Raw genomic sequence first — 23,508 nt, 5'->3', positions numbered from 1 at the left:
ACGGGCTTGCCTCCCAAATAACCTTAAGACTATAAATCATTTAGGTCTTACGCAACGCGTCGGGAGCAGTCGGCACCTGACGACACCCTGCCAGGGAGAGAGGCCCCCCGTGGACGCTGCGTCGACGACTACGGATCCACTCGGAATCGCCGCCGAACCGGTCGAGCGCTGGCTCACCCGTCATCTGCCGGGCGCCCGACCGCCTTTCCGCTACACACGCATCACCGGCGGACATTCGAACCTCACCTATCTGGTCGACGACCTCGACGGCAGGCGTTGGGTGCTGCGCCGCCCCCCTGTCGGCCGACTCCTCGCGACCGCCCATGACGTCGTCCGCGAGCACGAGGTGATGCTTCGGGTGGCCGGCACCGGCGTTCCCGTTCCCCGCATGCTCGGAGCCTGCGACGACGAACGCATCACGGGCGCCCCCTTCTACGTGATGGAGTACGTCGAAGGAGTCGTGGTGAACACGGCCGCCGACGCGGACGCCCTGCTGCCCGGCGCGGACGCTCGCGACCGCGCCGGAACCTCCCTGGTCGACGCACTGGTGGCCGTGCACCACATCGACATCGACGCCGTAGGACTCGGCGGGCTGGCCCGCCGCAGCGGCTACCTCGACCGGCAGCTCCAGCGCTGGGCCGGACAGTGGCAGGCGGCCCGTCTCGGCGACCTCGGCGGAATGGCCCGGCTCCACGCATGGCTGACGGCGCATCGGCCCGAGGAGACGGGACCCCATCTGGTCCATGGCGACTTCCGGCTCGGCAACACCCTGACCGACCGAGCCGGCTCGGTACAGGCGGTCCTGGACTGGGAACTGTGCACGCTCGGCGAACCGCTGCTGGACCTCGCCTACTTCCTGCGCTCGTGGACCGCGCCCGACCTCCGGCCCGGATTCGCCCAGCCGATCGCCGCGCTTCCCGGCTTCGCGAGCGGCGAGGAGCTCGCGGCCTACTACGCCCGGCAGTCCGGGCGCCCGATCGAGGAGCTCGACTACTGGCGCGCCTTCACTGCCTGGCGGTCCGCCGCCATCCTCGCCGGGGTCTACCGGCGGTATCTCGACGGACAGCTGGGCGAGCGGCCCGACGGCCTGGAGGCGTACCGCGCCGAGGTGGTCTCGAGGATCGAGCAGGGACTCTCGGTGGTCCGGTGAGCCGGGGAGTACGGCGGCAGACGGTCCGGTTCGGTCGAGAAGGTTCCCTGGCCGCTCGCGTCCCGTGCCCTGAGGTCGAAGACCAGGAGCGCCTCGGCGTCACCATGGTCGGAGTCCGACTTCCTCATGTCGAAGACCATCCACCGGAAGTCGGGGAGATCACCGGCTGGTTGACGCCGTGGCCGTCGAATGCGGTGAAGTAGGTGAGCCGTTCCCAGACCGCCCGACCGTCCAGTGACAATCGCCAGATGCCGATGTCGTGTGCCCCTGGGGTCGTGCTCGTTCTGGTGGCCAGACCAACGCCGAGCACTTCGCCGCCACCGCCGGGCATCCAGCCGGACAGGGTGAAGACCAACGCCTGGTCCGCACCGGGCCGACCCGACCCGGCACGGCACGGTGCGGAAGTCCTGGGGTTCGAGCAGGGCGAGCGGCTCCGCGACATCGTGGCGGTCCAAGAGCAGCTTCTTGTCCACCAGTGCCGGGCGCCCCTTCCGGTCGTAGGCTCACACCGGACGGCGGCGGGCGAGGCTCTGGCGCGTGGCGAGGAGCGTCGCGATCGCACGGCGGTCGGGCTTGTTGCTCGCGAGCACCGGAATGTCGGTGTCCGCGAGAACGTGGATGTCGGTGGGCACCTTGAAGGGCGAGAGGGCAACGCGGCACTCCTCCAGGAGCGCCTCGACGTCGAGAACGTGACCGTGCTCGGCGACGACCCCGGCGACCACCTGTTCGCCGTGGGCCTCGTGCGGAAGTCCGACGACGAACGAGACGCGGACCTCGGGCCGACGGTTCAGGACCGTCTCCACCTCCGCCGGGGCGACATTCGCGCCCTTGGTCTTGATCATGTCCTTGAGACGGGCCGAGAAATAGAACTGCCCCTTCTCGGTGTAGCCGAGGTCTCCGGTGGCATAGAAGCCGTCCGGAGTGAAGACCTCCTCCCGCTCGTGCTTGTACAGGCCCTGCATGAGGGAGTAGCCGCGCACCTGGAACTCCCCGACCGCACCCTCCCCGAGGAGGTCCCCCGTCACCGGGTCCACCACTCGGCATTCGAACCCCCGGACCGCGTTCCATCCGCCGAAGGTCTCCGTCATGCCGATGCCGTTGGGGATCTGCCCTCTGCTGCTGGGCGGACCGTCCCAGGGGCGTTCGGGCAGATCCCGTAGCGAGGGGATCACCGACTCCAGGTCGGTGGCCCCGAGCAGGGACCGCATCGTCTGCGGGTTGCCCATCACACTGGTGGCGCGCTCCCGGCGGCCGAGGTCCAGGCCGGCGGCCGCGTCGAGGCGTTCGAGCGTCAGTATCGCGGCGCCGCTGTGAAGTGCGGCCAGCATCTCCTGCATCCCGCCGATCCAGAAGAACGGCATGAGGCAGAGCACCCGCCCGCCGAAGATCGCGTTCAGTGCGGCGTCGGCCGTCGGGGCGGTCTTGCGCAGTACCGCGCCCTGGCTGTGGACGACGGCCTTGGGATCGGCGGTCGTCCCCGAGGTGAAGACGACCACACCTTGGTCGGCGGGCGTGACTTCGGCCTCGACGGCTCGCAGGAGCCGGTCCTCGACGCCTCCGATCTCCTCCTCGCCGCCCTCGGTGCGGATGCCGAACGGCTCCGCCCAGGCCCGGGTGCTGTCGCCCACCAGGCGTACCGACCGCAGATAGGGAACCTCCGGATCCCGCAACCGGCCTGGAGAGGAACGCCCCAGGGCGGAGATCGCGTCCTCCAGCTGAGTCTCGTTGTCCTTCCCGAGCAGTAACGGAGCGGACACCAGCACCGAGACGTCCCCGGCGCGGATGGCCGCGCGCAGTTCGGGGGGCCGGTACAGGGTGCTGAACGGCATCGCGATGGCACCGATCCGGGTGACCGCCAGGAATGCCACCGCCCACTCCGGACCGCTGGGCAGGTGGATGCCGACCCGGGTTCCCTTGCCCGCGCCGGAGGCGAGGAGTTCCTTGGCGAGCCGCCGCGAGGCGATCTCGGCCTGCCGGAAGGAGATCCGGCGATCGGGCAGGACGATGTAGTCGTCGTCGCCGAAGCGGTCGGCGGCCCGTCGTAGTACGGCCGGCACCGTTGGCCGGTACGGAAGCTGGGGCACATCAGCCATGGTGGTCACGACCCCGTGAACGTGGGCTTCTCCTTGTTCAGGAAGGCTTCGGCGGCGATGCGGTTGTCGTTGGTGAACTGGCAGAGGTTCTCCGCGTAGGTCGCCACGCCCATGACGGGCTGTGCGGTCGCCTTGAGACCGGCGTTGATCGCGGCCTTGGTGAACCGGATGGCGTGGACGGCGCCGGAGGCCATGCGCCGGGCCATGGCGTCGACGACCGCGTCGAGTTCCGGGTCCGGCACGGCCTCGGTGATCAGCCCGATGTCGGCCGCCTGGGCTCCGGTCAGGGGATCGCCGGTGAGCAGGTGGCGGCGGGCCCGGGCGTAGCCGACCAGCTGCGGCCACATCACCGCGCCGCCGTCGCCGGCGACCAGGCCCACCTTCACATGAGGGTCGGCGAACACCGCGTCCGGCGTCGCGTACACGAAGTCGCAGAAGACGGCCAGCGAGCACCCCAGTCCGACGGCGTACCCCCGCACCTTCGCGATGATCGGCTTCTCGAGGTCCAGCAGGGCCTGCTGGATCCGACGGCCGGTGCGGTTGGCCGCGGTGTTCATGGCGAGGTTCTGCCACTGCTCCCGCATCCACGCGACGTCTCCGCCGGCCGAAAAGGTTCCCGCCGCACCCGTGAGCACGACCACGTCGCACGCGTCATCCCGGTTGAGATCGGCGAAGATCGTGCCGAGCTCCTCGTGGAGGGCTCCGTTGAGGGCGTTGCGTACCTCGGGGCGGTTGATCGTCACGGTCACGATCCGCTCGTCGCGTGTGACCTGGAGGAGTTCATAGCCCGAATAGTCGACCGTCCGCTTGTTGTCGCTCATGTTCACCTGTCTCCAAGGTGGTTGACGCAGGACACGGTGTTCAGCAGAGAAGAGACCGCTTCGTTTTTATCTTTCTCCAACAATCGAAGTAAAGCCCCGTGCACCCTTCGATCGAGCCAAGCGGCTCACCGTGTCCCGTACGAACGGGGAAGCCCGAGTACGTGTTCTGCGAGATAGTTCAGGATCATCTCCTGGGGCACCGGCGCCAGACGCATCAAACGTGCCTCCCGCCACCAGCGGGAGACGTCGTACTCCAGTGCGTAGCCATATCCGCCGAGGGTCTGCACGGCCTGGTCGGCCGCCGCGAAACCGGCCTCCGCCGCCAGCCACTTGGCCATGTTGGCATGCTCCCCGCAGGGCCGGCCCTCGTCGTAGCGCCAGGACGCCTCCCGCACGGCCAGTTCAGCCGCGTGCAGCCGGGCGTAGGCCTCCGCCAGGGGAAAGGCGACGCCCTGGTTGCGCCCGATCGGATGGCCGTAGACGACACGCTCGTTGGCGTACTCGACCGCGCGCACGATGGACGCCCGTCCGATGCCCAGGGCCTCGGACGCGACCAGGATCCGCTCGGGGTTGAGACCGTCGAGCAGATACCGGAACCCCTCGCCCTCCTCGCCGACCCGGTCCGTGACCGGGATCTCGACGTCGTCGAAGGTGACCTCACAGGAGACCACGGCGTTGCGTCCGACCTTCGGGATCGGGGTGATCTCCACCCCCGGAGCCTGCAGGTCGGCGAGGAGCAGGGTGAGCCCGTCGGTCTTGCGGGAGACCGCCTCGACCGGAGCCGTCCTGACGAGCAGCAGCGATCGCTGGCTCAAGGACGCCTTGGTCATCCACACCTTGCGCCCCCGGACCACGTACTGGTCACCACGGCGGGTCGCCGTCGTCCTGATGCGCGTCGTGTCGGTGCCGGCGTCGGGTTCGGTGACCCCGAACGCCACATGCAGTTCCCCCGAAGCCACCTTGGGCAGATAGGTACGGCGGAGGTCCGCGGAGCCGTAGCGCACGACCGGGTTCATACCGAAGATCGATATATGGATGGCGCTGCAGCCGTTCATCGCCGCACCCGACGCGGCGACCTCCTCCAGCACTATGGACGCTTCGGTGATCCCCCGCCCGCCGCCGCCGAACTCCTCGGGGATGGCGATGCCGATCCAGCCCCCTTCGGCCAGCGCGTTGTAGAACTCCCAGGGGAACTCGCGGCGTTCATCGCGCTCCCGCCAGTAGGTGTTGGGGAATTTGGAGCACAGCTGACGGATTCCCCTGCGTATGTCGGTGTGCTCTTCGGGTTCGTCGAAGGCGATCACGCGGTGCTCCCCTCTGCGGCGGCCGGTTCGCCCCCGGCCCGGGCCCGGCGGCCTTGGCGCCCCGAGCCCGCCCGGGGCACACGGCGGTTCTCAGCCGAGGCCGTGGACACGTGTGGCGTTCTCGTGCAGGAGCTTGCGCAGTACCGCGTCGTCAAGGTGGCCCAGCCGGTCCCTGATGAAGTCCTTGGCCGCCACGGCAGAGCTGGCCGGCCCCGGGGACATGCTGGTCGGGTGCGGGAAGTCCGTCTCGTACAGCAGGTTGTCGGGACCGAGGGTCTCGATCGTCGCGTCCAGCATCGGACCGTGTTCGAACCAGAAGCAGGCGTAGATCTGCCGCTTGAAGTACTCGCTCGGCAGCAGGTCGTACTCGGGGTGTTCCGACCGCACGTCGGACTCCACCCACATCCAGTCCATGCCGTGCATGAGGTACGGGATCCAGCTCACGCCGCTCTCGACCGAGATGAAGTCGAGATCCGGGAAGCGGTGGCACACCCCGCCCGCGATCAGGCTGGCGATGCAGCGGCTCTGGGCGATGTTGAACGTCACCGAGACCGCCGCGTAGTTGGCAACCTTGCCGGCGCCGGGAGCGAGCATCTTCCAACCGGACATGTCGCCGCCACCGATATGGAAGCTGATGGGCAGGCCCATCTCCTGTGCCGCCGCCCACATCGGGTCCCAGTGCGGGTCGCTGATCTTGGGCTGCCCGTAGTGCTCGGGCTCCTGCGACATGATCACGCCCCGGTGCCCGGCCGCCCGGCAGCGCGCCATCTCTTGGATGGAGAGGTCGAGGTCCCAGAAGGGGATGCCCATCACAGGAATCAGCCGGTCGGGCGCGGCGCTCGCGTAGTCGGTCAGCCAGTCGTTGTACGCCCGGATGAGCAGGAGGTTCAGCTCGGCTTCCTTGGGGTCGGAGAACCGGCCACCGCCGAAGCCGGCGACGTTGGGGTAGAGGACCTGGGCGTGGACCCCGTAGTCGTCCATCGCCCGCAGTCGGTCCTCGACGCGCCACGTGCTCGGATCAGCGTCGCTCAGGCGCGGCGGGTAGGTGGGCGGCGGGAAGCGGTACCCGGCTTGCGCCGGTGCGGCCGCGGCACCCAACACCCGGTCGCCGCTGAGCCAGATGTCCTCCTGGCGCTTCTCGCTCCACACGACGTGCGGAACCTTGTCTCCCCACTTCGCGGTGGACACACGTGAGGTCCACAGGTCGTACGGCTCCACGACATGGGTGTCGACGTCGATGACCTTGATGCCGGCAATCGTCTCGGGTACCGCCATGTTGCTTCCTCCACTCAACCGATGTCCTGAAAGCTCGAACGGCCCCCGACCGGGAAACCGCTGTGTCCGGGAACGCAGGGAGCCGACCCGCTACGGCTGCGCCTCTCCTGCCTCGTACTGGATGCCAAGGCTGTTCACCGCGAAGGCGACCGCGTGGTAGTTCCCCACCAGCATCGGGAGTTCGATGAGCAGACGTTCGTCGTAGCGCTCGGCGAGCACGGCCCAGGTCGCGTCACCGACCCTGCTGTCGCGGTGCAGTTCGTCGGCGGCTCGAAGAAGCGCGGCGTCCCACTGCGACCAGCCCGCCCACTCCGGTCCCTGCAGGACGGCCTCGACCTCCTCGGCCGACACACCACGCCGCTGGGCGAGCTGCTTGTGGTGCTCCCACTCGTACGCGCACCGACAGTTGTGCGCGGTCCTGAGGACGACCAGCTCGCGGTCCCGCTCGGGAATCCATCCGTAGAGCAGGACCGCACCGAACCGGGTCCAGCGCTTGAAGACGCGGGGATGCCGCAGGATCGTTCGATAGATGTTGTTGGCCGCCGTGCCGTCCTGAACACAACTGTGCAGCAGCTCCGCTGTCGCGGCGTCGAGTCCGTCGACTTCGAGCGGGGGGATCCGTGGCGACGCTGTCACGTGGCCTCCATGACCGATCCGTCAGATGCCTTCTCGCTTACTCTAAATCATTAAATAGATTCTCGTCACGGGCTGTCCATGATCAGGTGCCGCGTTCGGATCAGAAATCTATAGATCATTGCCATCTTTCGATGGTTGTGCCAGTGTGGTCACATGCTGCGCAGTACGCCGAAGAGGAGTCACGCGTGGACACGTTGGCCGAGGGCGGCTCGTTCTTCGAGGGGCCTCGATGGCACGCCGGCCGCTGGTGGGTGTCGGACTTCTTCCGGCACGGTGTCTTCAGCTGCGCCGCAGACGGCGGCGACCTCCGCCTGGAGGCGGTGCTCGACAAGCAGCCGTCCGGCCTCGGACGGGAAGCCGACGGCTGCCTCCTGATCGTGTCGATGCTCGACAGGCGCTTGCCGCGCCGCACGAGGAGTGGCGCACTCGAAGTGGTCGCCGACCTCGGCTCCCTGGCCGAGGGACCGTGCAACGACACGGTGGTCGACCCGGCAGGCAGAGCCTGGATCGGCTCCTTCGGGCGTGTCGCCGACCGCATCCCGTGGCACGGCGACTTCGGCATGCTCGCCGGAGCGCCTCCGTACGCCCCGTCGGCGCTCCTGCGCGTGGATCCCGGCGGTACGGCGTCGGCGGCCGCCGACGGTTTGCTGTTCCCCAACGGTTGCGTCATCACCGGTTGCGTCATCACCGGTTGCGTCATCACCGCCGACGGCTCCACTCTGATCGCCGAAGAGATGTTCGCCGCCCGGTACACCGCGTTCACGATCGCCGGCGACGGCTCTCTCGTGGACCGCCGGGTCTGGGCCGAACTCCCCGGCGCCTGTCCCGACGGCTGCTGCCTGGACGCCGCGGGGCGCGTGGTCCGCCGACGCCGGGGGCTCCGGGTGTCGGCTGGTCGAACAGGGCGGGCGCGTCGTCGCCAGGGTGGCCCCGCCCGACGGATACACGACGTACGCGTGCATGCTCGGCGGCCCCTGGGGCGTCACGCTGCTCCAGTGCTGTGCACCCGATGCCCATGTGCAGCGCCGGGCGCCCGCCGATGAAGCGATCCTGGTCACCACCACCGTCGAGGTGCCCCGCGCGGGGCTCCCCTGAAGCGAGGGCGAACGATGTGGGATTTTGAGACCGATGCGGACTTCCAGCTGCAACTCGACTGGGCCGGCACCTTCGTGCGCGACGTCGTCGAGCCACTCGATTTCGTCCTCGGCAACCCCTACGACAAGAGCGACGAGCGCTCACTAGCGATGGTGAGGCCTCTCCAGAAGGAGGTGCGCAGCCGAGGGTTGTGGGCCTGCCACCTGGGCCCCGAACTGGGTGGACCAGGCTATGGCCAGGTGAAACTCGCCCTGCTCAACGAGATACTGGGGCGCTCCCGGTGGGCGCCGTCGGTCTTCGGCTGCCAGGCACCGGACTCGGGGAACGCCGAGATACTCGCCCACTACGGCACACCGGAGCAGAAGGCCAGGTATCTGCAGCCGTTGCTGGACGGTGAGATCACCTCGTGCTACTCGATGACCGAGCCCCATGCCGGCGCCGATCCGACCCTGTTCAAAGTCAGAGCGGAACGGGACGGGACGGATTGGGTCATCAACGGCGAGAAGTGGTTCTCCAGCAACGCGCGTTATGCCAGTTTCTTCCTTGTCATGGCGGTCACCGACCCGGAGGTGAGCCCCTACGAGGGCATGTCGATGTTCATCGTTCCGGCCGAGACGCCGGGCATCGACATCGTCCGCAACATCGGCGTCGCCACGGAACCGCCCGGGCAGGTGTCCGCCGCGGGCGTCCGCGAGGACCACGGGTACGTCCGCTATCAGAACGTCCGGGTACCCGCCGACCATCTTCTCGGTGCACAGGGACAGGCATTCGTCATCGCCCAGACACGTCTGGGCGGCGGGCGCATCCACCACGCGATGCGCACGGTCGCCCTGGCTCGCCACGCGTTCGACCTGATGTGCGAGCGCGCGGTCTCCCGCCGGACCAGGCGCGGCCCGCTCGCGGCGTTTCAACTCACCCAGGAGAAGGTCGCCGACAGCTGGATCGACCTTGAGTCCTTCCGTCTGCTCGTGCTCCGGACCGCGTGGCTGATCGACAAGCACCAGGACTACAAGAAAGTGCGCAAGGACATCGCGGCGGTCAAGGTCATGCTGCCGCGCGTCCTGCACGATGTCGCGCAAAGGGCGCTGCATCTCCACGGAGCGCTGGGCGTGTCGAACGAGATGCCCTTCATGAGCATGATGGTGACGGCCGAGGCACTGGGCATCGCCGACGGCCCCACCGAGGTCCACAAGATCACGCTCGCCCGGCAGGTGCTGGCCCAGTACACGCCCGTGGACACGCTCTTCCCGTCCGGCCACCTCCCGAGCGTGAGGGAGAGAGCGCTCGCCGCCTTCGCCGAACACGTCGATCACGAGGCGGCCCAGTTCTAGCCTCCCTCCTCCAGCCACAGCGCGATGCCCTCAATGGGGACCTCATGGCGCCCCCGACACGTCGGTGCATACCGCCAGGCGGCGGCGAAGACAGCCCGTGCGCCGCGACTCCAAGGAACCGGCCGATCAGTGTTACGGGCAAATTCGGTGCGCCCATGACGAGTGCGTTACTCAACACGAACAGCAATACCGCCAGCACGAGCGCGGTCCGTCGAGGCATCTTCAACGCCAGACGGGTCAGGTGCAGCACCGCATCGTGTGGCGACTCGGTCCGGCATTCAGCGGCGAGAAGTCGCAGGTCCGCGCATGGTTCACCACCATCGGTGCCCGCCAGTGGGCCACTTTCGTCAAGCAACGACGAGTTGACGTCATGAGCTGACCGGGGCTCGCGGGACGTCATGATCTACCGCACGCTCCGCAGCATCTCGAACGCGGCCACACCGACCACACGTCCCGGCGGCCGACAGAGGTCCGGAAGGCGGCGAGCCGTGTCCCGCACCGTGCTCGGGCGCGGGACACGGTCGCGCGCTCTCGACGTGGAGATGTACTGCCGAGGGCCTGCTCAGCGGGGCACGCCACGGCACTGCGCGCCATCACCCTCACATCTCTGGGCCAGTGGACTAAAACAATATATTCTTTTAGAGCCTTTCGGAGCAGAACAGCTGTGCATACGAGGGAGGACGTCGAACGCGCCCTCAGCTCGCTCGGCGATCACGCTGAAGCCTTACAATCTAGTTATGCATTCGCCATCGACGGCCTCGCTCACCGAAGGCCCCGCCCAGCCCCATCGGCTCCCCGATGTCGTCGCGGGACGGATCCGTGAACTGATCCTCCTGGGAGAACTCAAGGACGGCGAACGGCTCCCACCTCTCGAGGGCCTGTTGAAGCAGTTCGGCGTGAGCGCCCCGACGATGCGTGAGGCGTTGCGGATCCTGGAGACCGAGGGCCTCATAAAGGTGCAGCGCGGCAGCATCGGCGGCGCGATCGTCCACCGCCCCACACCACAGACCGCGGCCTACACCCTCGCCATGGTCCTGCGCAGCCAGGGTACGAACAAGGGTGACGTGGTCGAGGCACTGTCGCAGTTGGAACCGCTCTGTGCCACGCTGTGTGCTGGCCTTTCCAACCGCAAGAGCACGGTGGTGCGCGAACTCCGGAAGATCAACACTGCTTCCCGTGCCCTGCTCGACGGTGACGAGCTCGCCTTCAACGAGACGATGACCCGGTTCCACACCGCCCTGGTGCAGCGGTGTGGCAGCGACACGCTCAAACTGCTCACGGGCGCGCTCGGGTCGATTTGCCTGGCGGATGTCCGCACGTGGGCCAGGTCCACCTCCGCGCACGGTCATTACCCGACCGCGGCAGAGCGGGTTCCCTCGATCGAGATCCACGAGCGCATCACCGATCTCATCTACGCCGGCGACGCGGTCGAGGTCGCGTCGGTGATGACCGCGCACGCCAAGGTGACACGGAAACACGTCTACGGTGGCGGCGATCTCACGGCGCCGGTCGACCCCCGCACGGTGCACCGCAGCAGCTGACCTGGGCCGGCCGAAGCCGACCGCAGCCGCAGCCGCAGCCGCACGGTAGGCCACGTGCGAGGCGAGTCCTGCACGTGGCCGCAGAAGGCCGGCCGATAGCCATCGCCCACGAAGGGCACGGACCTGGGCTGACGCGTGCGTCAGCCGCCCACCCCCGCCCGGACGCCGACCGTCCGCCGTACCGCGTCCGCGATGCGCTCAGCGTCAGGGAAGTGGGCGGCTTCGAGCACCGGCGCCGAAGGGATCGGGGTGAACTGGGCACCGACACGTGCCACCGGCGCCACAAGTCGGTCGAACAGGTTCTCGGTGAGCGTCGCCGCGATCTCGGCACTGGGTCCGCCGAAGCGCACGGAGGTGGTCACCACCACGGCCCGGCGCGTACGGTTCACCGCCTCCAACATGGCCGGAACGTCCAGCGGCAGCAGCGTACGCAGGTCGAGGATCTCCACACTGATCCCCTCGGCTTCCAGTTCGGCGGCTGCCGCCTGCGACATCGGTACACCCCATCCGTATGTGACGATGGTGACGTCGGTGCCGATGCGTACCGTGTTGGCCTGCCCGAACGGAATGGCGTGCTCCTCGACGGGTACCATTCCACGCGCGCCGAGCAGTTTGACCGGCTCCAGGAAGAGCACCGGGTCGTCGTCGAAGATGGCCGTGGTGAGCAGACCCTTGGCATCGGCCGGTGAACTGGGCATGACGACCTTGATGCCGGGAACACCCATGAACCAGCTCTCGAGTGACTGCGAATGCGTGGCACCGGTGCCCATACCGGCCACCACGGCCGCCCTCACCGTGATGGGTGAGGTGGTACGTCCCGCGGTCATATAGCGCATCTTCGCCGCGTGGTTGACTATCTGGTCCATGGCGATGCCGATGAAGTCCATCATCATGATCTCCGCCACGGGACGACGCCCGTCGAGTGCCGCGCCGATCGCAGCGCCCGTGATGGCGGCCTCGGAGATCGGTGTGTCGATCACGCGGTCTTCGCCGTACTTCGTCGACAGGCCGTTGGTGACACCGAGGATGCCTCCCCCGGACGCGTCCGCGATGTCCTCGCCGAGCAGGAAGACCCGCTCGTCCCTGGCCAGTGCCTGTTCCAGCGCGAGGTTCAGCGCCTCCCGCATCGTCATATTGCGTTCCGCCACCGCGTTCCTCCTCAGGCAGGCATGTTGTGGTCGTCCACGTACCGGTGGTCCAGCAGCCGCTCCGTCGACGGCTCGGGTGCGTCCGTGCACTTCTTGACGGCCTGGTCGACGACGTCCGCCGCGGTGGCCTCCACCGCGAGGAGTTCGCTCTCCGAGCAGACGCCCATGTCGAGCAGGCGCCGGCGGTAGGCGGGCACCGGATCCCGCTCCAGCGCCGCGGCCAGCCGTTCCCTGGGCATGTAACTCTGGCTGTCACCGTAGGAGTGACCGCGGAACCGGAAGGTCACGCACTCCACGAGCACGGGCCCGCCACCGGCCCGGGTTCGCTCGACGGCCTCCGCGAGCGAGCCGAAGACCGCGTCGGGATCGTTGCCGTCCACCCGGAGACCGGGCATCCCGTACGCGGCGGCCCGCTCCGCGACCGTGGCCACCTTCATCGTCCGCTCGACCGGAGTCTTCTCGCCGTACAGGTTGTTCTGACAGACGAAGACGACCGGCACATCGAGCACGGCGGCCATGTTCATCGCCTCGTGGAACGAACCGGTGTTGGTGGCGCCGTCGCCGAAGGACACCGCGACGACGCGGTCGAGTCCCTGCTGACGGACGGCCAGGCCGAGTCCGACCGCGATGGGCAGGCCGGCTCCGACGATGCCCGTCGACAGCATGGCCCCGGCCTCCGGGTAGGCGAGATGGGAGGTACCGCCCTTCCCCATCCCCGGAGCCGTCTCCTTGCCGAGCAGCTCGCCGATGATCGCTTCGACGGGCACGCCCTTGCCGATGTGGTCATGCAGGCCGCGGTACGTGGTCACCAGTTGATCAGTCGACCGCAGCACCACGCCGAGCGCGGCGGCGACGGCCTCCTGACCGCGGTGCGGCCAGTAGACGCTGAGGAACTCACCGCTGCCGATCCCCTTCGCGAGACGGTCGTCCGTGAGCTTCATCAGGGTCATGAGTTCATACATCCGCCGCTGCTGCTCAGCGGCGGGGACCGGCCGCTTGGGCGTCGTCACCGCCATACCCTCTCCCAACTGCGCGTCTGGCACGGGCAAGCCAGAGGCTAGCGAAGGATTTAAATATATGAAAGTCTATGGCGAGAACGATCGTGAGCCCAGCGAACTTCCCAGCTGGGGCCGCACGTTGCCCAAAAGCGCTCAATGATGCAGCGCGTTTTCGCCGGACGGGCCTCGATGAGGAGGACACATGGCAGAGGTGACCACGGAAGAGGCGGCCGCAACCGCGGTGGGGCCGTTCGCCATCACCGACCGGGCGTTCATTCCCCGGGAGCGGTACTACGACAAGGAGTTCTTCGAGCTGGAGAACGAGAGGCTGTGGCCGCGTGTCTGGCAGATGGCGTGCCGTCTGGAGGAGATACCGAAGGTCGGCGACTACGTCGAGTACTCGGTCGCCATGTACTCCGTGCTGGTCGTACGGACCGGTGCCGACGAGGTCAAGGCCTACCAGAACGCCTGCAGGCACCGTGCGACACAGCTGGCGCTCGGCTGCGGCACCTTCGGTGGCGGTCAGATCGTCTGCCCGTTCCACGGCTGGCGCTGGAGCATCGACGGCGCCCCGTCCGGGCTCTACGGCAAGGAGGGGTTCGACCCCCATGTCATGGACCCGGAGGAGCTGAGGCTCATCGAGTGCCAGGTAGGCACATGGGCAGGCTGCGTGTTCATCAACATGGACCAGAGCGCGCCGCCTCTGCAGGACGCGCTGCGGCCGCTGCCCGTCCATCTCGACCCGCTGAGGGTCGCCGACATGCGGGTCGACTGGTGGAAGGCGATACGCCTCAAGGCCAACTGGAAACTCGCCATCGAGGCGTTCATGGAGGGCTGGCACCTCATGGCGACACATCCGCAGGTCGTCCAGGGAGCGGGCGAGGCGTTCCCTGCCGACTTCCTGTCGGTGCAGCACTCGTACGAGAACGGCCACGCGAGCCTGGCGCAGGGACATGACGAGTCAGGGGTCGGCCTCGGCGTCGACGGCCGAGCCGAGGCCGAGAAGGCACTGGCCTTCATGCGCGTGGTCGCCGAGGGACTGCAGGCCATGGTTCTCCAGAAGGACGTCGCGGTCATAGAGGCTCTGCGCAACACGGACTGCCGGGCCGAGGACTTCTCGTCCACGATGGTCGAGGCCCTGTACGCCTGGAACACCGGGGCCGGCATCAGACTGCCCGACCCGGAGCCGGAGACGCTCGCCAACTGGGGCAGCCAGTGGTTCGTCTTCCCGAACTTCATGCTGCACCCCATGTACGGCAACGCCATCTCGTACCGCGTACGACCCGATTCCGGCGACCCGGAGCACTGTTACTTCGAGTTCTGGTCCCTGACCCTGTATCCCGAGGGCGAAGAGCCGGGGAAACCGACGCTCGACGGCGTGTACCCGGCGGAGAGCGAGGCGTGGCCGCTCATCCCGCGGCAGGACTTCAGCAACATCGAACGCCAGCAGCGCGGCCTGCACACCCCCGGCTACAAGGCGCAGCGGCTCGCTCGCAAGTACGAGGACGGCATCGCCAACCTGCACGTCCACCTCGACTCCTACCTCGCCCGCTGACGGATCGAGACTCCGGTGACATCGAGAAACATGGAAACCCTGCGCCGAATGATCGGCGGGGGAACCGCGGAGTTCAACAAGGACCGGACGAGTGAGGCCTACGAACACAGGATGGTCGAGTTCTTCCATTCCGACATCGAGGTCCACGAACCGCCGTGTCTCCCCCACGGAGGCGTCCACCGGGGACGGGAGACCTGGCTCAGGGTCCGACGCACGATGATGTCTCATTGGGAACAGAAGCTCGACATCCTGCATGTCTGGGAAGACCCCGAAGCGGACGTCATCATCCTCAACTACATGATGGACTGGACCGCCAGGACGACGGGCCGCAGTTTCCGCATGCCGGCCGTCGAGGTCCTGACCTTCAGGGACGCGAAGATCGTCAAGGTCGAGTTCTATCCCCAGGACGCCAAGGCGATGGCGGAGTCGCTGGAACCCGCCGTGTGAAGGCCGTGCGGAAACCGTACGAGCATTGCGCTCCCTGCCCACTCAGTGAGTGCGCCGGCGCGAACGGCGCGCGGATGCCGGAGGCGAGATCTTTGGCCGCTCCATCACACCACCCCGGTGCCCGGGGGGCCGTCCCGGCGCCGGCCCCGCGTGGGCCGGTTCTTCGCCAAGGCGGCACTTTCGTCGGGCGGAGCCTCGGCCCCGACACGCCGACGCCCCCGCGGTTCCCCCCTGCAGGGGCCGCGTGATGCTCCGAACCGACACCGACACCGGACTCGTCGCGGAGTTCCGCAAGTCCGTCGCCGCCGCTCTCGACCGCGACGAGCCGTCCGGCGCGCGTTCCGCGCTGGTGAAGGCCGGCTGGCTGGACGCGCTGGCCGCGCAGGAGGCCATGGCCGTCGCCGTCGTCTTCCGTGAACAGGGGCGAACCGGCATCGACGCGGCAGCCCTCGACGACGTCCTGGCTGCGGCTCTGGGTACCGGTGAGGCTGCCGTCGCCTACCCCGCCACGGCCGGTACCCACGTGGTGCTGCCGGCGCACCGCCACGCCGAACGACTGCTCTGGCTGCCCGACCTGAGCGGCGAAGGCCTGGTCGTGGTGGACCTCGACGGCCCCGTCGAAGCCCGGCCGCTGGGAGGCATCGATCCGGCCGCGGGCCTCCTGGCACTGCCGGGACTGCCCGCGGGCCGGACCACGGACATCCCCGCCACGGTGTGGCCCGCCGCCCTGGCCGCAGGTCACCGCGCGCTCTCCCACCAGTTGGTGGCGAGCAGTCGGGCGTTGCTCGCCCTCGCGACGGACTACGCCGGGGAGCGCAGGCAGTTCCGCACGCCCATCGCGGAATTCCAAGCGGTGAAGCACCGGCTCGCCGAGACCCTGGTCGCCGTCGAGGCCGCCGACGCCGCGGCCGTGGCCGCCGCCACCGCCGGCACGGTCACCGCCGCGATGGTGGCCAAGATCCTCGCCGGCCGGGCCGCCGACGCGGCCGGCCGCAACTGCTTCCAGGTGTTCGGCGGTATCGCCTTCACCAGTGAACACGAATTCCACCGAGGCTATCGCCGGAATCTGGTGCTCGACCGCCTGCTCGGAGACCCCCGCACGCTGGCACGCCGTCTCGGCGCCCAGATCCGCGCGGGCGACCTTGCCGGTGAGCGACTGGTGGGCCTGGCCGACGTACCCGGTATCGGTCCTGACGGGAGCGGGCCGCGCCTACCGGCGGCCAAGCGATCCGCCCGACGACAGAAAGGAGAGGCGTCCAGATGACCCAGCGCTTCATGGGCAAGGCAGCACTGGTCACCGGCGCCAGCCGGGGCATCGGATTCGCGATCGCCCGGCGATTGGTGGCCGACGGTGCCCGGGTATGCCTGACCGCGCGCAAGGAGGAGGCGCTCGACGCGGCAGTGAGCGAGTTGGGCGGACCGGCGAACGCCATCGCGGTGGCAGGACGCGCGGACGACCCGGCTCACCAGGCCGACGCCGTTCGCCGCACCGTCGAGGCGTTCGGCGGCGTCGACCTGCTGGTGAACAACGCCGGCACGAATCCCGCCTACGGCCCGCTGCTGGAACTCGACCTCGCCGCCGCACGCAAGACCTTCGAGGTCAACTGTCTGGCAGCGATCTCCTGGGTGCAGCGGGTACATCGGGCGTGGATGGGCGAGCACGGTGGTGCGATCGTGAACGTCTCATCGCTTTCGGCATCGCAATCGGCCCCCGGAATGGGCTTCTACGGTGCCACGAAGGCCATGCTCAACCGCGTCACCCAGCAACTGGCCACCGAACTGGGCCCGGGAATCCGGGTGAACGCCGTGGCTCCCGGTCTCGTGAAGACCCGCTTTGCGGAGGTTCTCTACCGGGACAAGGAGGACGCAGTCGTCGAGGCGTATCCGCTGAAGCGACTGGGCGTCCCCGAGGACATCGGTGACACCGTCTCCTTCCTGCTGTCCTCGGACGCCTCCTGGCTGACGGGACAACTCGTCGTCGTTGACGGTGGAGTCAGCCTCGCCGGCGCCGGTTGACGCTTCGCGGTCCGGCACCAGGAACGACACCCTCGGTGAGGTGGTAGCGATGGATGGCAGCACCAGGCGACCTGCTCCGCACCACGCTGTGTCGTCTCTGTCCACGGCGGAACTGTGGTTCGCGGAGCACGGAATGCACGCGGTTCCCGACCCGGCGGCCAGGGCGGAGCTGGCGTGCGCGATCACAGCCGAACACGCCCGCCAGATCGAGCGGCTGCGTGCCCCCATGGTGTCCAGGACCGACGGGTCGGCGGAGCTGCGTGACTGGGTCGACTGTCTCGTCAGGCCGGTCACCCAGCACCTGGACCGGCTGGGCAGCCCCACCTGGTACGCCAGGTTCTGCGCCCAGTTGCTGAAAGAGCCGCTCCTCCACGACGTCACGCTCGACGTGTCGTTGGCCGCTTCCCCGGCTCTCCCGGCTCTCCTTCAGGGGCTGGAGCGCTGCCTTCCGGAACTGCCGGCGCACACCCACTTCGAACGCGCCACCATGGCTCGCCACTTGATCGTGCACGTGTGCGCGGAGCGCGAGTCCGCGCTGGCGGAAGGTTCATCGACGCTCTGGTCGAGCTGGGACAACGCCGCCGCGTGTCTCGTCGACGGTGTCACGGGCCTCTGGCGCGCGCCCGTCGCCCACTCCCCCACCGGCCGAGACACCGCCCGCCTGATTCCTTGATGTTGACATCAACGACACCTAGCAAGAATCGGACCGCATGGACGGTCCGTACTCGGAGGGCAGACACGATGCGGTTCGACCACGTCGAGTACGACGTCGACGATCACGTCGGGATCATCACGCTGGACCGGCCCGAGGCCGCCAACGCACAGAGCGAGAAGGTTCTCGTCGAACTGGACGAGGCATGGCGCCTCGCCGAGTCCGACCGCGAGGTCAAAGTGATCGTCCTGCGGTCCACCGGCAAGCACTTCTCGGCCGGACATGACATGTCGGGCACACAGCCGACCTCGGCGGACACCGGGATTCCGCTGCCCGATGCCATGTACGACTGGGAGACGCGGTACTACTTCCACTTCGCGAAACGCTGGCGCGACGTTCCCAAGCCGTCGATCGCCGCGGTGCAGGGCAAGTGCATCGCCGCGGGGCTGATGCTGTGTTGGCCGTGCGACCTCATCGTCGCCGCGGAGAACGCAGAGTTCTCCGACCCGGTGCTCTTCATGGGCATCTGCGGGGTGGAGTACCACGCCCACACCTGGGAGTTCGGCCCCCGCAAGGCCAAGGAGATCCTTTTCACCGGCGACTCGATCACCGCCGGGGAAGCCCGGCAGCTCGGGATGGTCAACCAGGTCGTTCCCCCGGACGAACTCCTTCCGGCGACGCTCCGACTGGCCCGCCGCATAGCAAGGGTTGACGGCTTCGCGTTGCGCATGGCCAAGCGGGCGGTGAACCGCGCTCTCGACGCGCAGGGGTTCAGCGCCGCCCTGGAGGCGTCGTTCGACATGCACCACCTCGGCCACAACCGCGCGCTCGTGATCACGGGTGACAAGCCGGCCCTGGTCAACTTGGCCGCCATGAAGGAAAGGAGGGCCGAGTGAACCGGTCCGACGACCCCCAGCCCTCGGAGTGACAGCCATGCCATTCACCATCGAGGCCTTTCTTGACGCGCTCGACCTGAAGGAAGTGGGCACCGACCGCTACACCGCCGGCAACATCGACACCGGCCACTTCGTGGTCTTCGGAGGCCAGTTGCTGGCACAGTCGATCGCCGCGGCCCGGTTCGCCGAGCAAGGCAAGTCCGTCAAGACCCTGCATACGGTCTTCGCCCGGGCGGGTTCACCGGCCGAGCCCATGCAGATCTCGGTGGAGCGGCTACACAGCGGCCGGTCGCTCGCGAGCTGCACGGTGACCATCAGCCAGGGCGAGCAGGTGTGCACCCGGTCCATGGTTCTGCTCAGCGCGGACGAACCCGACTTCATCCGGCACGGCGACCGGCTGACCGACGCCGGTCCGCCGGCAGCGGCGAGTCGCCGCCGCGAGGACAACGGCGAGTGGGAGGTGCGGATTGTCGACGGCGCCGACATCGACGATCCTCTCGCGGTCGGCCCGGCACGGCTGGGCGTCTGGACCCGCTTCCCCAACGCCCCCGACGATCCGGCGACCGCACAGGCGCTGCTGGCCTACGCCACCGACGGTTTCCTCATCGGCACCGCGATGCGACCCCACCGAGGGGTGGGCCAGTCGCTGGCGCACAGAACGATCTCGAGCGGTGTGCTGAGCCATACGATCACTTTCCACGAGCCCTTCTCCGCCGCCGACTGGCTGCTGCTGTCGCACAGCAGCCCCTACGCCGGCCGCGGGCGGAGTTACGGACGCGCGGACGTGTTCGCCGAGGACGGTCGGCTCCTGGCGTCCTTCGTCCAGGACAACATGATCCGCGCCATGCCGAAGGGCGCCACCGGGCTCTGAGCGGCCAGGGCTGACGGCTGAGGCAGGCGTCGTACAGACTCGCCCTGCCCCGCCTGCACATCACGGCTCCCCGTCTGTCGCCCGCGTCCGAGTCGTCGGCCCGCTCGATAGACTGACCGGTACGTGAGCCGACAGTGAGGAGATCCGCCGTGGTGGCCACGACCGGCCCGACAGGAGACACCTCGGGCGGCCCGCGGGCCCGCCAGCGGGCGGAGGCTCGTGCACGTCTGCTGCGCGCGGCGAAGGAGGTGTTCGAGGAGAAGGGGTTCCTGGACGTCCGGGTCGCCGACATCGCCGGCCGCGCCGGGGTCTCGCACGGCCTCTTCTACCACTACTTCGACTCGAAGGCGGAGATCTTCCGCGAGCTGGCCACGATGGTGGACCGGGAGCTGACCGACACCATCGACGTCATGCTGGACCGCTCGTCGGGAGCGACGCCGTACGAGCGGCTGCGGAAATCGATCCGCGTGCATTTCGAGCGGTACCGGGACGAGGCGCGGATGATGGCGGTCATCGAGGAGGTGTCCCGGTACGACGACGGTGTCAGGGCGGCCCGCGAGACCCTGCACGCCGCCGAGATCGAGCGCGTCGTGAAAGCGATCCGTCAGTTGCAGGAGCGGGGCATGGCCGACCAGCGGCTGGACCCACGGGTCGCCGCCGTGGCGATCGAGGCGCTGACCTGGAACTTCGCCGAGCGCTGGCTGGTTCGTGGCGAGTTGGACTGCGACTTCGACGACTGTGTCGACCAGTTCTTCGTCATGTTGACCAACACCCTCCAGATCAAGGAGGGTTCGGGGCCGAACGACGGCCAGGCCCCGCGCGAGGCAAGCCGCCGCACCGGCTGATCCAACAGGTGGGTGGCGCCTGACCGTGCCGCTGCCCGGCCTGGTCACCGCCGCCCCGTACACCCCGCCGGACACGAGCGTACCTCGCGTTCTCCCGACCGAAGTCCATGGTTCCACCCATGCGAACGGTGCGGGCCTCAACGGGTTGATGACCTCTGTCCGTTCGGCGGGACAAGCGGCGAACGTGGACCCCCGGAGGCGCTCCGCCCGACCGCTCACCCCTACCTCCGCGGGATCCCACGACGTCATTCACCTTCATTGACATCAACGTCAACCAACTGCATGCTGATGAGCATGAGCGGATCATTGGGTTTTCCGGTATTCGACTCCGACAATCACCTCTACGAGACACGGGACGCCTTCACACGGCACCTGCCCAAGCGGTACGACGGCGCCATCGAGTACGCCGAAATCCGCGGCAGGACAAGGCTTCTGATACGCGGTCAGGTCTCCAACGCCGTTCCGAATCCGACGTTCGAAGTGGTCGCGCGTCCGGGGGCGCAGGAGGAGTACTTCCGCAACGGCAACCCGGAAGGCAAGTCCTACAAGGAGATCGTGGGCGAGCCCATGCGCGCCGTCCCGGCGTTCTTCCAGCCCGAGCCCCGGCTGAAGCTGCTGGACGAGCTGGGCGTCGACCGCACCCTGATGTACCCCACGCTGGCGAGTCTGCTGGAGGAGCGTCTGCGGGACGATCCGGAGCTGACGCACGCCGTGGTGCACTCGCTCAACGAGTGGCTGCACGAGGAGTGGCAGTTCAACTACTCGGACCGCATCTTCACCACTCCCGTGATCACTCTGCCGATCGTGGAGGAGGCGATCAAGGAACTCCAGTGGGTGGTCGACCGTGGCGCCAAGGCGGTACTGATCCGACCCGCACCGGTGCCCGGCTTCCGCGGGTCGAGGTCGTTCGCCCTCCCCGAGTTCGACCCCTTCTGGCAGGCGGTCGTCGACGCCGACGTACTCGTCACCATGCACGCCTCCGACTCGGGTTACGCGCGCTACGTCAGCGACTGGACGGGCCCCATGGAGTCACTGCCGTTCCGGGACCAGGCGTTTCGCATGCTGACCACCAATTTCGGGCACAAGCCGGTGGAGGACGCGTGCTCCTCCATGGCACTGCACGGCCTGTTCACCCGGTTTCCCGACCTGCGTATCGCCCTGATCGAGAACGGGGCCGGCTGGGTGCCGGGGATGTTCGAGCTCTGGGAGGACGTGTACAAGCGCACCCCCCAGGCATTCCAGGAACACCCCGTAGACGCGTTCAAGCGCAACGTCTGGATCGCCCCCTTCCATGAGGACGACATCAAGGTGGTCGCCGCCGAACTCGGAGCGGACCGGCTCCTGTTCGGTTCCGACTACCCGCATCCGGAGGGCCTCGCCCAGCCGACCAGCTACGCCGACCATCTGCCGTCGGACATGCCGGCTGAGGACGTCGCCAAGATCATGGGCGGCAACCTCTCGGAGATCATGCGCGTTCCGGCCCGCACCTGACCGGTCCGGCTCGACGTTCCCTTCGCGGGTGGCGTGTCGACCGGTGGGTCCCGGCGACCTCATCGCTGCTTTACGCCACCCGCCGTTCTCAGCGGTGGAGCCGCGAACTTCTGGAGGAATGCATGAGCACTGCCGCCGGGCCGGAGATCCCGGACTTCCCCGTCGCGCGGGCCCCGGGGTGCCCTTTCGACCCGCCGCCCGTCTGGCAGGCTCTGCGCAACAACGCTCCGGTCAGCAAGGTACGGCTGTGGGACGGCAGCACCCCCTGGTTGGTGACCCGCTACGCCGACCAGCGCGCGTTGCTGGCCGACCCCAGGGTCAGCGTCGACTCGGGTCGCCCCGGCTACCCGCACCTGTCACCGCACGGTGGCGGCTCGAATCTCGGCTTTCTCAGGATGGACGACCCCGAACACTCCAGGCTGCGCCGCCTGGTGACCGCGCCTTTCGCCGTCAAACGCATCGAGGCGATGCGACCCATGGTGCAGAAGATCGTCGACGACCTCGTCGACGGGCTGCTCACCGGTCCGAAGCCCGTCGATCTCGTCGAGGCCTTTGCCCTGCCCGTTCCGACACTCGTGATCAGCGAACTGCTCGGCGTTCCGTACTCGGATCACCAGTTCTTCCAGGAGAACAGCACCGCCGTCATCAGGCGCACGGCGACCATGGAGGAACGTACGGCGGCTGGTCGCAATCTGGGCGAATACCTGGGCGAACTCGTCGGCCGGAAGCTCGCCGAGCCCCGCGACGACGTGCTCTCCGAACTGGCGGCCCGTATCAAGGCCGGCGACCTGACCCACCGAGAAGCCACCCAGATCGGGGTCCTCCTGCTGATCGCCGGGCACGAGACCACCGCGAACATGATCGCCTTGGGCACTGTGGCCCTGATGGAACACCCGAACCAGCTGGAACTGCTGCGCCGCACGGACGATCCGCACGTTGTCGCCACCGCGGTCGAGGAACTGCTGCGCTACCTGCACATCACGCACAACGGCATGCAACGGGTGGCGGTCGACGACATCGACATCGCCGGCCTGACCGTCCACGCCGGCGAAGGGCTGCTGATGCTCAACGAGGTGGGCAACCGAGACCCGGAAGCCTTCCCCGAGGCACCGGACACCCTCGACATCACCCGGGACGCCCGTCATCACATCGCGTTCGGCTTCGGTGTGCACCAGTGTCTGGGGCAGTCGCTGGCGCGCATGGAACTGCAGGTCGTGTACAGCACCCTGCACAGGAGAATCCCCACCCTCAGGCGAGCGGTCGGCCTCGACCGGATTCCGTTCAAGCACGATGCGTTCATCTACGGAGTCCACGAACTGCCCGTCACCTGGTGACGCCACCGC

23 protein-coding genes are annotated in these 23,508 nt (G+C 68.1%); 15 read left to right on the top strand and 8 right to left on the bottom strand.

The features are described from left to right. Positions 1 to 109: 109 nt before the first annotated feature. Entirely contained in the window at positions 110 to 1,150 is a 1,041-nt protein-coding gene (locus tag IEZ11_RS09190) for a phosphotransferase family protein (protein ID WP_229712905.1), read from the top strand. 124 nt (positions 1,151 to 1,274) lie between these two features. Here the strand turns inward: IEZ11_RS09190 and IEZ11_RS09185 are convergent, their stop codons facing one another. The 6 genes from IEZ11_RS09185 to IEZ11_RS09160 form a co-directional block, all read right to left on the bottom strand. Continuing rightward, the gene (locus IEZ11_RS09185; RefSeq protein WP_189262114.1) at positions 1,275 to 1,505 is read right to left on the bottom strand and encodes a hypothetical protein; all 231 of its coding nucleotides are present in this window, start codon (positions 1,503 to 1,505) and stop codon (positions 1,275 to 1,277) included. A 148-nt stretch (positions 1,506 to 1,653) separates the two neighbouring features. Continuing rightward, entirely contained in the window at positions 1,654 to 3,234 is a 1,581-nt protein-coding gene (locus IEZ11_RS09180) for a class I adenylate-forming enzyme family protein (RefSeq protein WP_189262113.1), read from the bottom strand. Between the two features lie 14 nt (positions 3,235 to 3,248). Further along, the gene (locus tag IEZ11_RS09175) at positions 3,249 to 4,064 is read right to left on the bottom strand and encodes an enoyl-CoA hydratase/isomerase family protein (protein WP_189262112.1); all 816 of its coding nucleotides are present in this window, start codon (positions 4,062 to 4,064) and stop codon (positions 3,249 to 3,251) included. 125 nt (positions 4,065 to 4,189) lie between these two features. Continuing rightward, on the bottom strand, positions 4,190 to 5,368 hold the full coding sequence (locus IEZ11_RS09170; protein ID WP_229712904.1) for an acyl-CoA dehydrogenase family protein: 1,179 nt from the start codon (positions 5,366 to 5,368) through the stop codon (positions 4,190 to 4,192). Between the two features lie 90 nt (positions 5,369 to 5,458). Continuing rightward, the gene (locus tag IEZ11_RS09165) at positions 5,459 to 6,643 is read right to left on the bottom strand and encodes an amidohydrolase family protein (protein WP_189262111.1); all 1,185 of its coding nucleotides are present in this window, start codon (positions 6,641 to 6,643) and stop codon (positions 5,459 to 5,461) included. 90 nt (positions 6,644 to 6,733) lie between these two features. Beyond that, positions 6,734 to 7,279: a carboxymuconolactone decarboxylase family protein gene (locus tag IEZ11_RS09160; protein ID WP_189262110.1), complete on the bottom strand. Its 546-nt coding sequence runs from the start codon at positions 7,277 to 7,279 to the stop codon at positions 6,734 to 6,736. Between the two features lie 185 nt (positions 7,280 to 7,464). Here IEZ11_RS09160 and IEZ11_RS09155 point away from each other — a divergent pair, with 185 nt between their 5' ends. The 4 genes from IEZ11_RS09155 (at position 7,465) to IEZ11_RS09140 (ending at position 11,246) form a co-directional block, all read left to right on the top strand. Beyond that, a complete protein-coding gene (locus IEZ11_RS09155; RefSeq protein ID WP_229712903.1) occupies positions 7,465 to 8,322 on the top strand; it encodes an SMP-30/gluconolactonase/LRE family protein in 858 nt (285 codons plus the stop codon). A 66-nt stretch (positions 8,323 to 8,388) separates the two neighbouring features. After that, positions 8,389 to 9,705, top strand: coding sequence for an acyl-CoA dehydrogenase family protein (locus IEZ11_RS09150; protein ID WP_189262109.1), 1,317 nt, complete (start codon positions 8,389 to 8,391; stop codon positions 9,703 to 9,705). Positions 9,706 to 9,802: 97 nt separating this feature from the next. Continuing rightward, the gene (locus tag IEZ11_RS09145) at positions 9,803 to 10,084 is read left to right on the top strand and encodes a hypothetical protein (RefSeq protein ID WP_189262108.1); all 282 of its coding nucleotides are present in this window, start codon (positions 9,803 to 9,805) and stop codon (positions 10,082 to 10,084) included. 358 nt (positions 10,085 to 10,442) lie between these two features. Beyond that, the gene (locus IEZ11_RS09140; RefSeq protein ID WP_189262107.1) at positions 10,443 to 11,246 is read left to right on the top strand and encodes a FadR/GntR family transcriptional regulator; all 804 of its coding nucleotides are present in this window, start codon (positions 10,443 to 10,445) and stop codon (positions 11,244 to 11,246) included. A gap of 140 nt (positions 11,247 to 11,386) precedes the next feature. Here IEZ11_RS09140 and IEZ11_RS09135 read toward each other — a convergent pair whose 3' ends face one another. After that, positions 11,387 to 12,394: an alpha-ketoacid dehydrogenase subunit beta gene (locus IEZ11_RS09135; RefSeq protein ID WP_189262106.1), complete on the bottom strand. Its 1,008-nt coding sequence runs from the start codon at positions 12,392 to 12,394 to the stop codon at positions 11,387 to 11,389. Between the two features lie 11 nt (positions 12,395 to 12,405). Then, positions 12,406 to 13,410, bottom strand: a complete 1,005-nt coding sequence (locus IEZ11_RS09130; RefSeq protein WP_229712902.1) for a thiamine pyrophosphate-dependent dehydrogenase E1 component subunit alpha — start codon at positions 13,408 to 13,410, stop codon at positions 12,406 to 12,408. Positions 13,411 to 13,594: 184 nt separating this feature from the next. Between IEZ11_RS09130 and IEZ11_RS09125 the strand changes: the two genes are divergently transcribed. The 10 genes from IEZ11_RS09125 to IEZ11_RS09080 all read left to right on the top strand — a co-directional run bounded on the left by IEZ11_RS09125 (position 13,595) and on the right by IEZ11_RS09080 (position 23,499). Continuing rightward, the gene (locus IEZ11_RS09125) at positions 13,595 to 14,947 is read left to right on the top strand and encodes an aromatic ring-hydroxylating oxygenase subunit alpha (protein WP_189262105.1); all 1,353 of its coding nucleotides are present in this window, start codon (positions 13,595 to 13,597) and stop codon (positions 14,945 to 14,947) included. Positions 14,948 to 14,995: 48 nt separating this feature from the next. Further along, positions 14,996 to 15,394, top strand: coding sequence for a nuclear transport factor 2 family protein (locus IEZ11_RS09120; RefSeq protein WP_189262104.1), 399 nt, complete (start codon positions 14,996 to 14,998; stop codon positions 15,392 to 15,394). A 247-nt stretch (positions 15,395 to 15,641) separates the two neighbouring features. Continuing rightward, positions 15,642 to 16,658, top strand: coding sequence for an acyl-CoA dehydrogenase family protein (locus IEZ11_RS09115; RefSeq protein ID WP_189262103.1), 1,017 nt, complete (start codon positions 15,642 to 15,644; stop codon positions 16,656 to 16,658). After that, positions 16,655 to 17,410, top strand: coding sequence for an SDR family oxidoreductase (locus tag IEZ11_RS09110; RefSeq protein ID WP_189262102.1), 756 nt, complete (start codon positions 16,655 to 16,657; stop codon positions 17,408 to 17,410). The genes IEZ11_RS09115 and IEZ11_RS09110 overlap by 4 nt, the downstream gene beginning before the upstream one ends. Positions 17,411 to 17,543: 133 nt before the next feature. Then, the gene (locus tag IEZ11_RS09105; RefSeq protein WP_229712901.1) at positions 17,544 to 18,083 is read left to right on the top strand and encodes a TetR/AcrR family transcriptional regulator; all 540 of its coding nucleotides are present in this window, start codon (positions 17,544 to 17,546) and stop codon (positions 18,081 to 18,083) included. Positions 18,084 to 18,151: 68 nt separating this feature from the next. Next, positions 18,152 to 18,958, top strand: a complete 807-nt coding sequence (locus tag IEZ11_RS09100; protein ID WP_189262100.1) for an enoyl-CoA hydratase — start codon at positions 18,152 to 18,154, stop codon at positions 18,956 to 18,958. Positions 18,959 to 18,995: 37 nt separating this feature from the next. After that, positions 18,996 to 19,829: an acyl-CoA thioesterase gene (locus tag IEZ11_RS09095; RefSeq protein ID WP_189262099.1), complete on the top strand. Its 834-nt coding sequence runs from the start codon at positions 18,996 to 18,998 to the stop codon at positions 19,827 to 19,829. Positions 19,830 to 19,978: 149 nt separating this feature from the next. Further along, on the top strand, positions 19,979 to 20,674 hold the full coding sequence (locus IEZ11_RS09090) for a TetR/AcrR family transcriptional regulator (RefSeq protein WP_189262098.1): 696 nt from the start codon (positions 19,979 to 19,981) through the stop codon (positions 20,672 to 20,674). Positions 20,675 to 20,968: 294 nt separating this feature from the next. Beyond that, positions 20,969 to 22,165, top strand: a complete 1,197-nt coding sequence (locus IEZ11_RS09085; protein WP_189262097.1) for an amidohydrolase family protein — start codon at positions 20,969 to 20,971, stop codon at positions 22,163 to 22,165. 122 nt (positions 22,166 to 22,287) lie between these two features. Next, positions 22,288 to 23,499, top strand: a complete 1,212-nt coding sequence (locus tag IEZ11_RS09080; protein WP_189262096.1) for a cytochrome P450 — start codon at positions 22,288 to 22,290, stop codon at positions 23,497 to 23,499. Positions 23,500 to 23,508 lie beyond the last annotated feature (9 nt).

The organism is Streptomyces fuscichromogenes, from assembly GCF_014645815.1.
GTDB classification, from domain to species: domain Bacteria; phylum Actinomycetota; class Actinomycetes; order Streptomycetales; family Streptomycetaceae; genus Streptomyces; species Streptomyces fuscichromogenes.
This window is presented reverse-complemented; position numbering and strand designations above follow the sequence as displayed.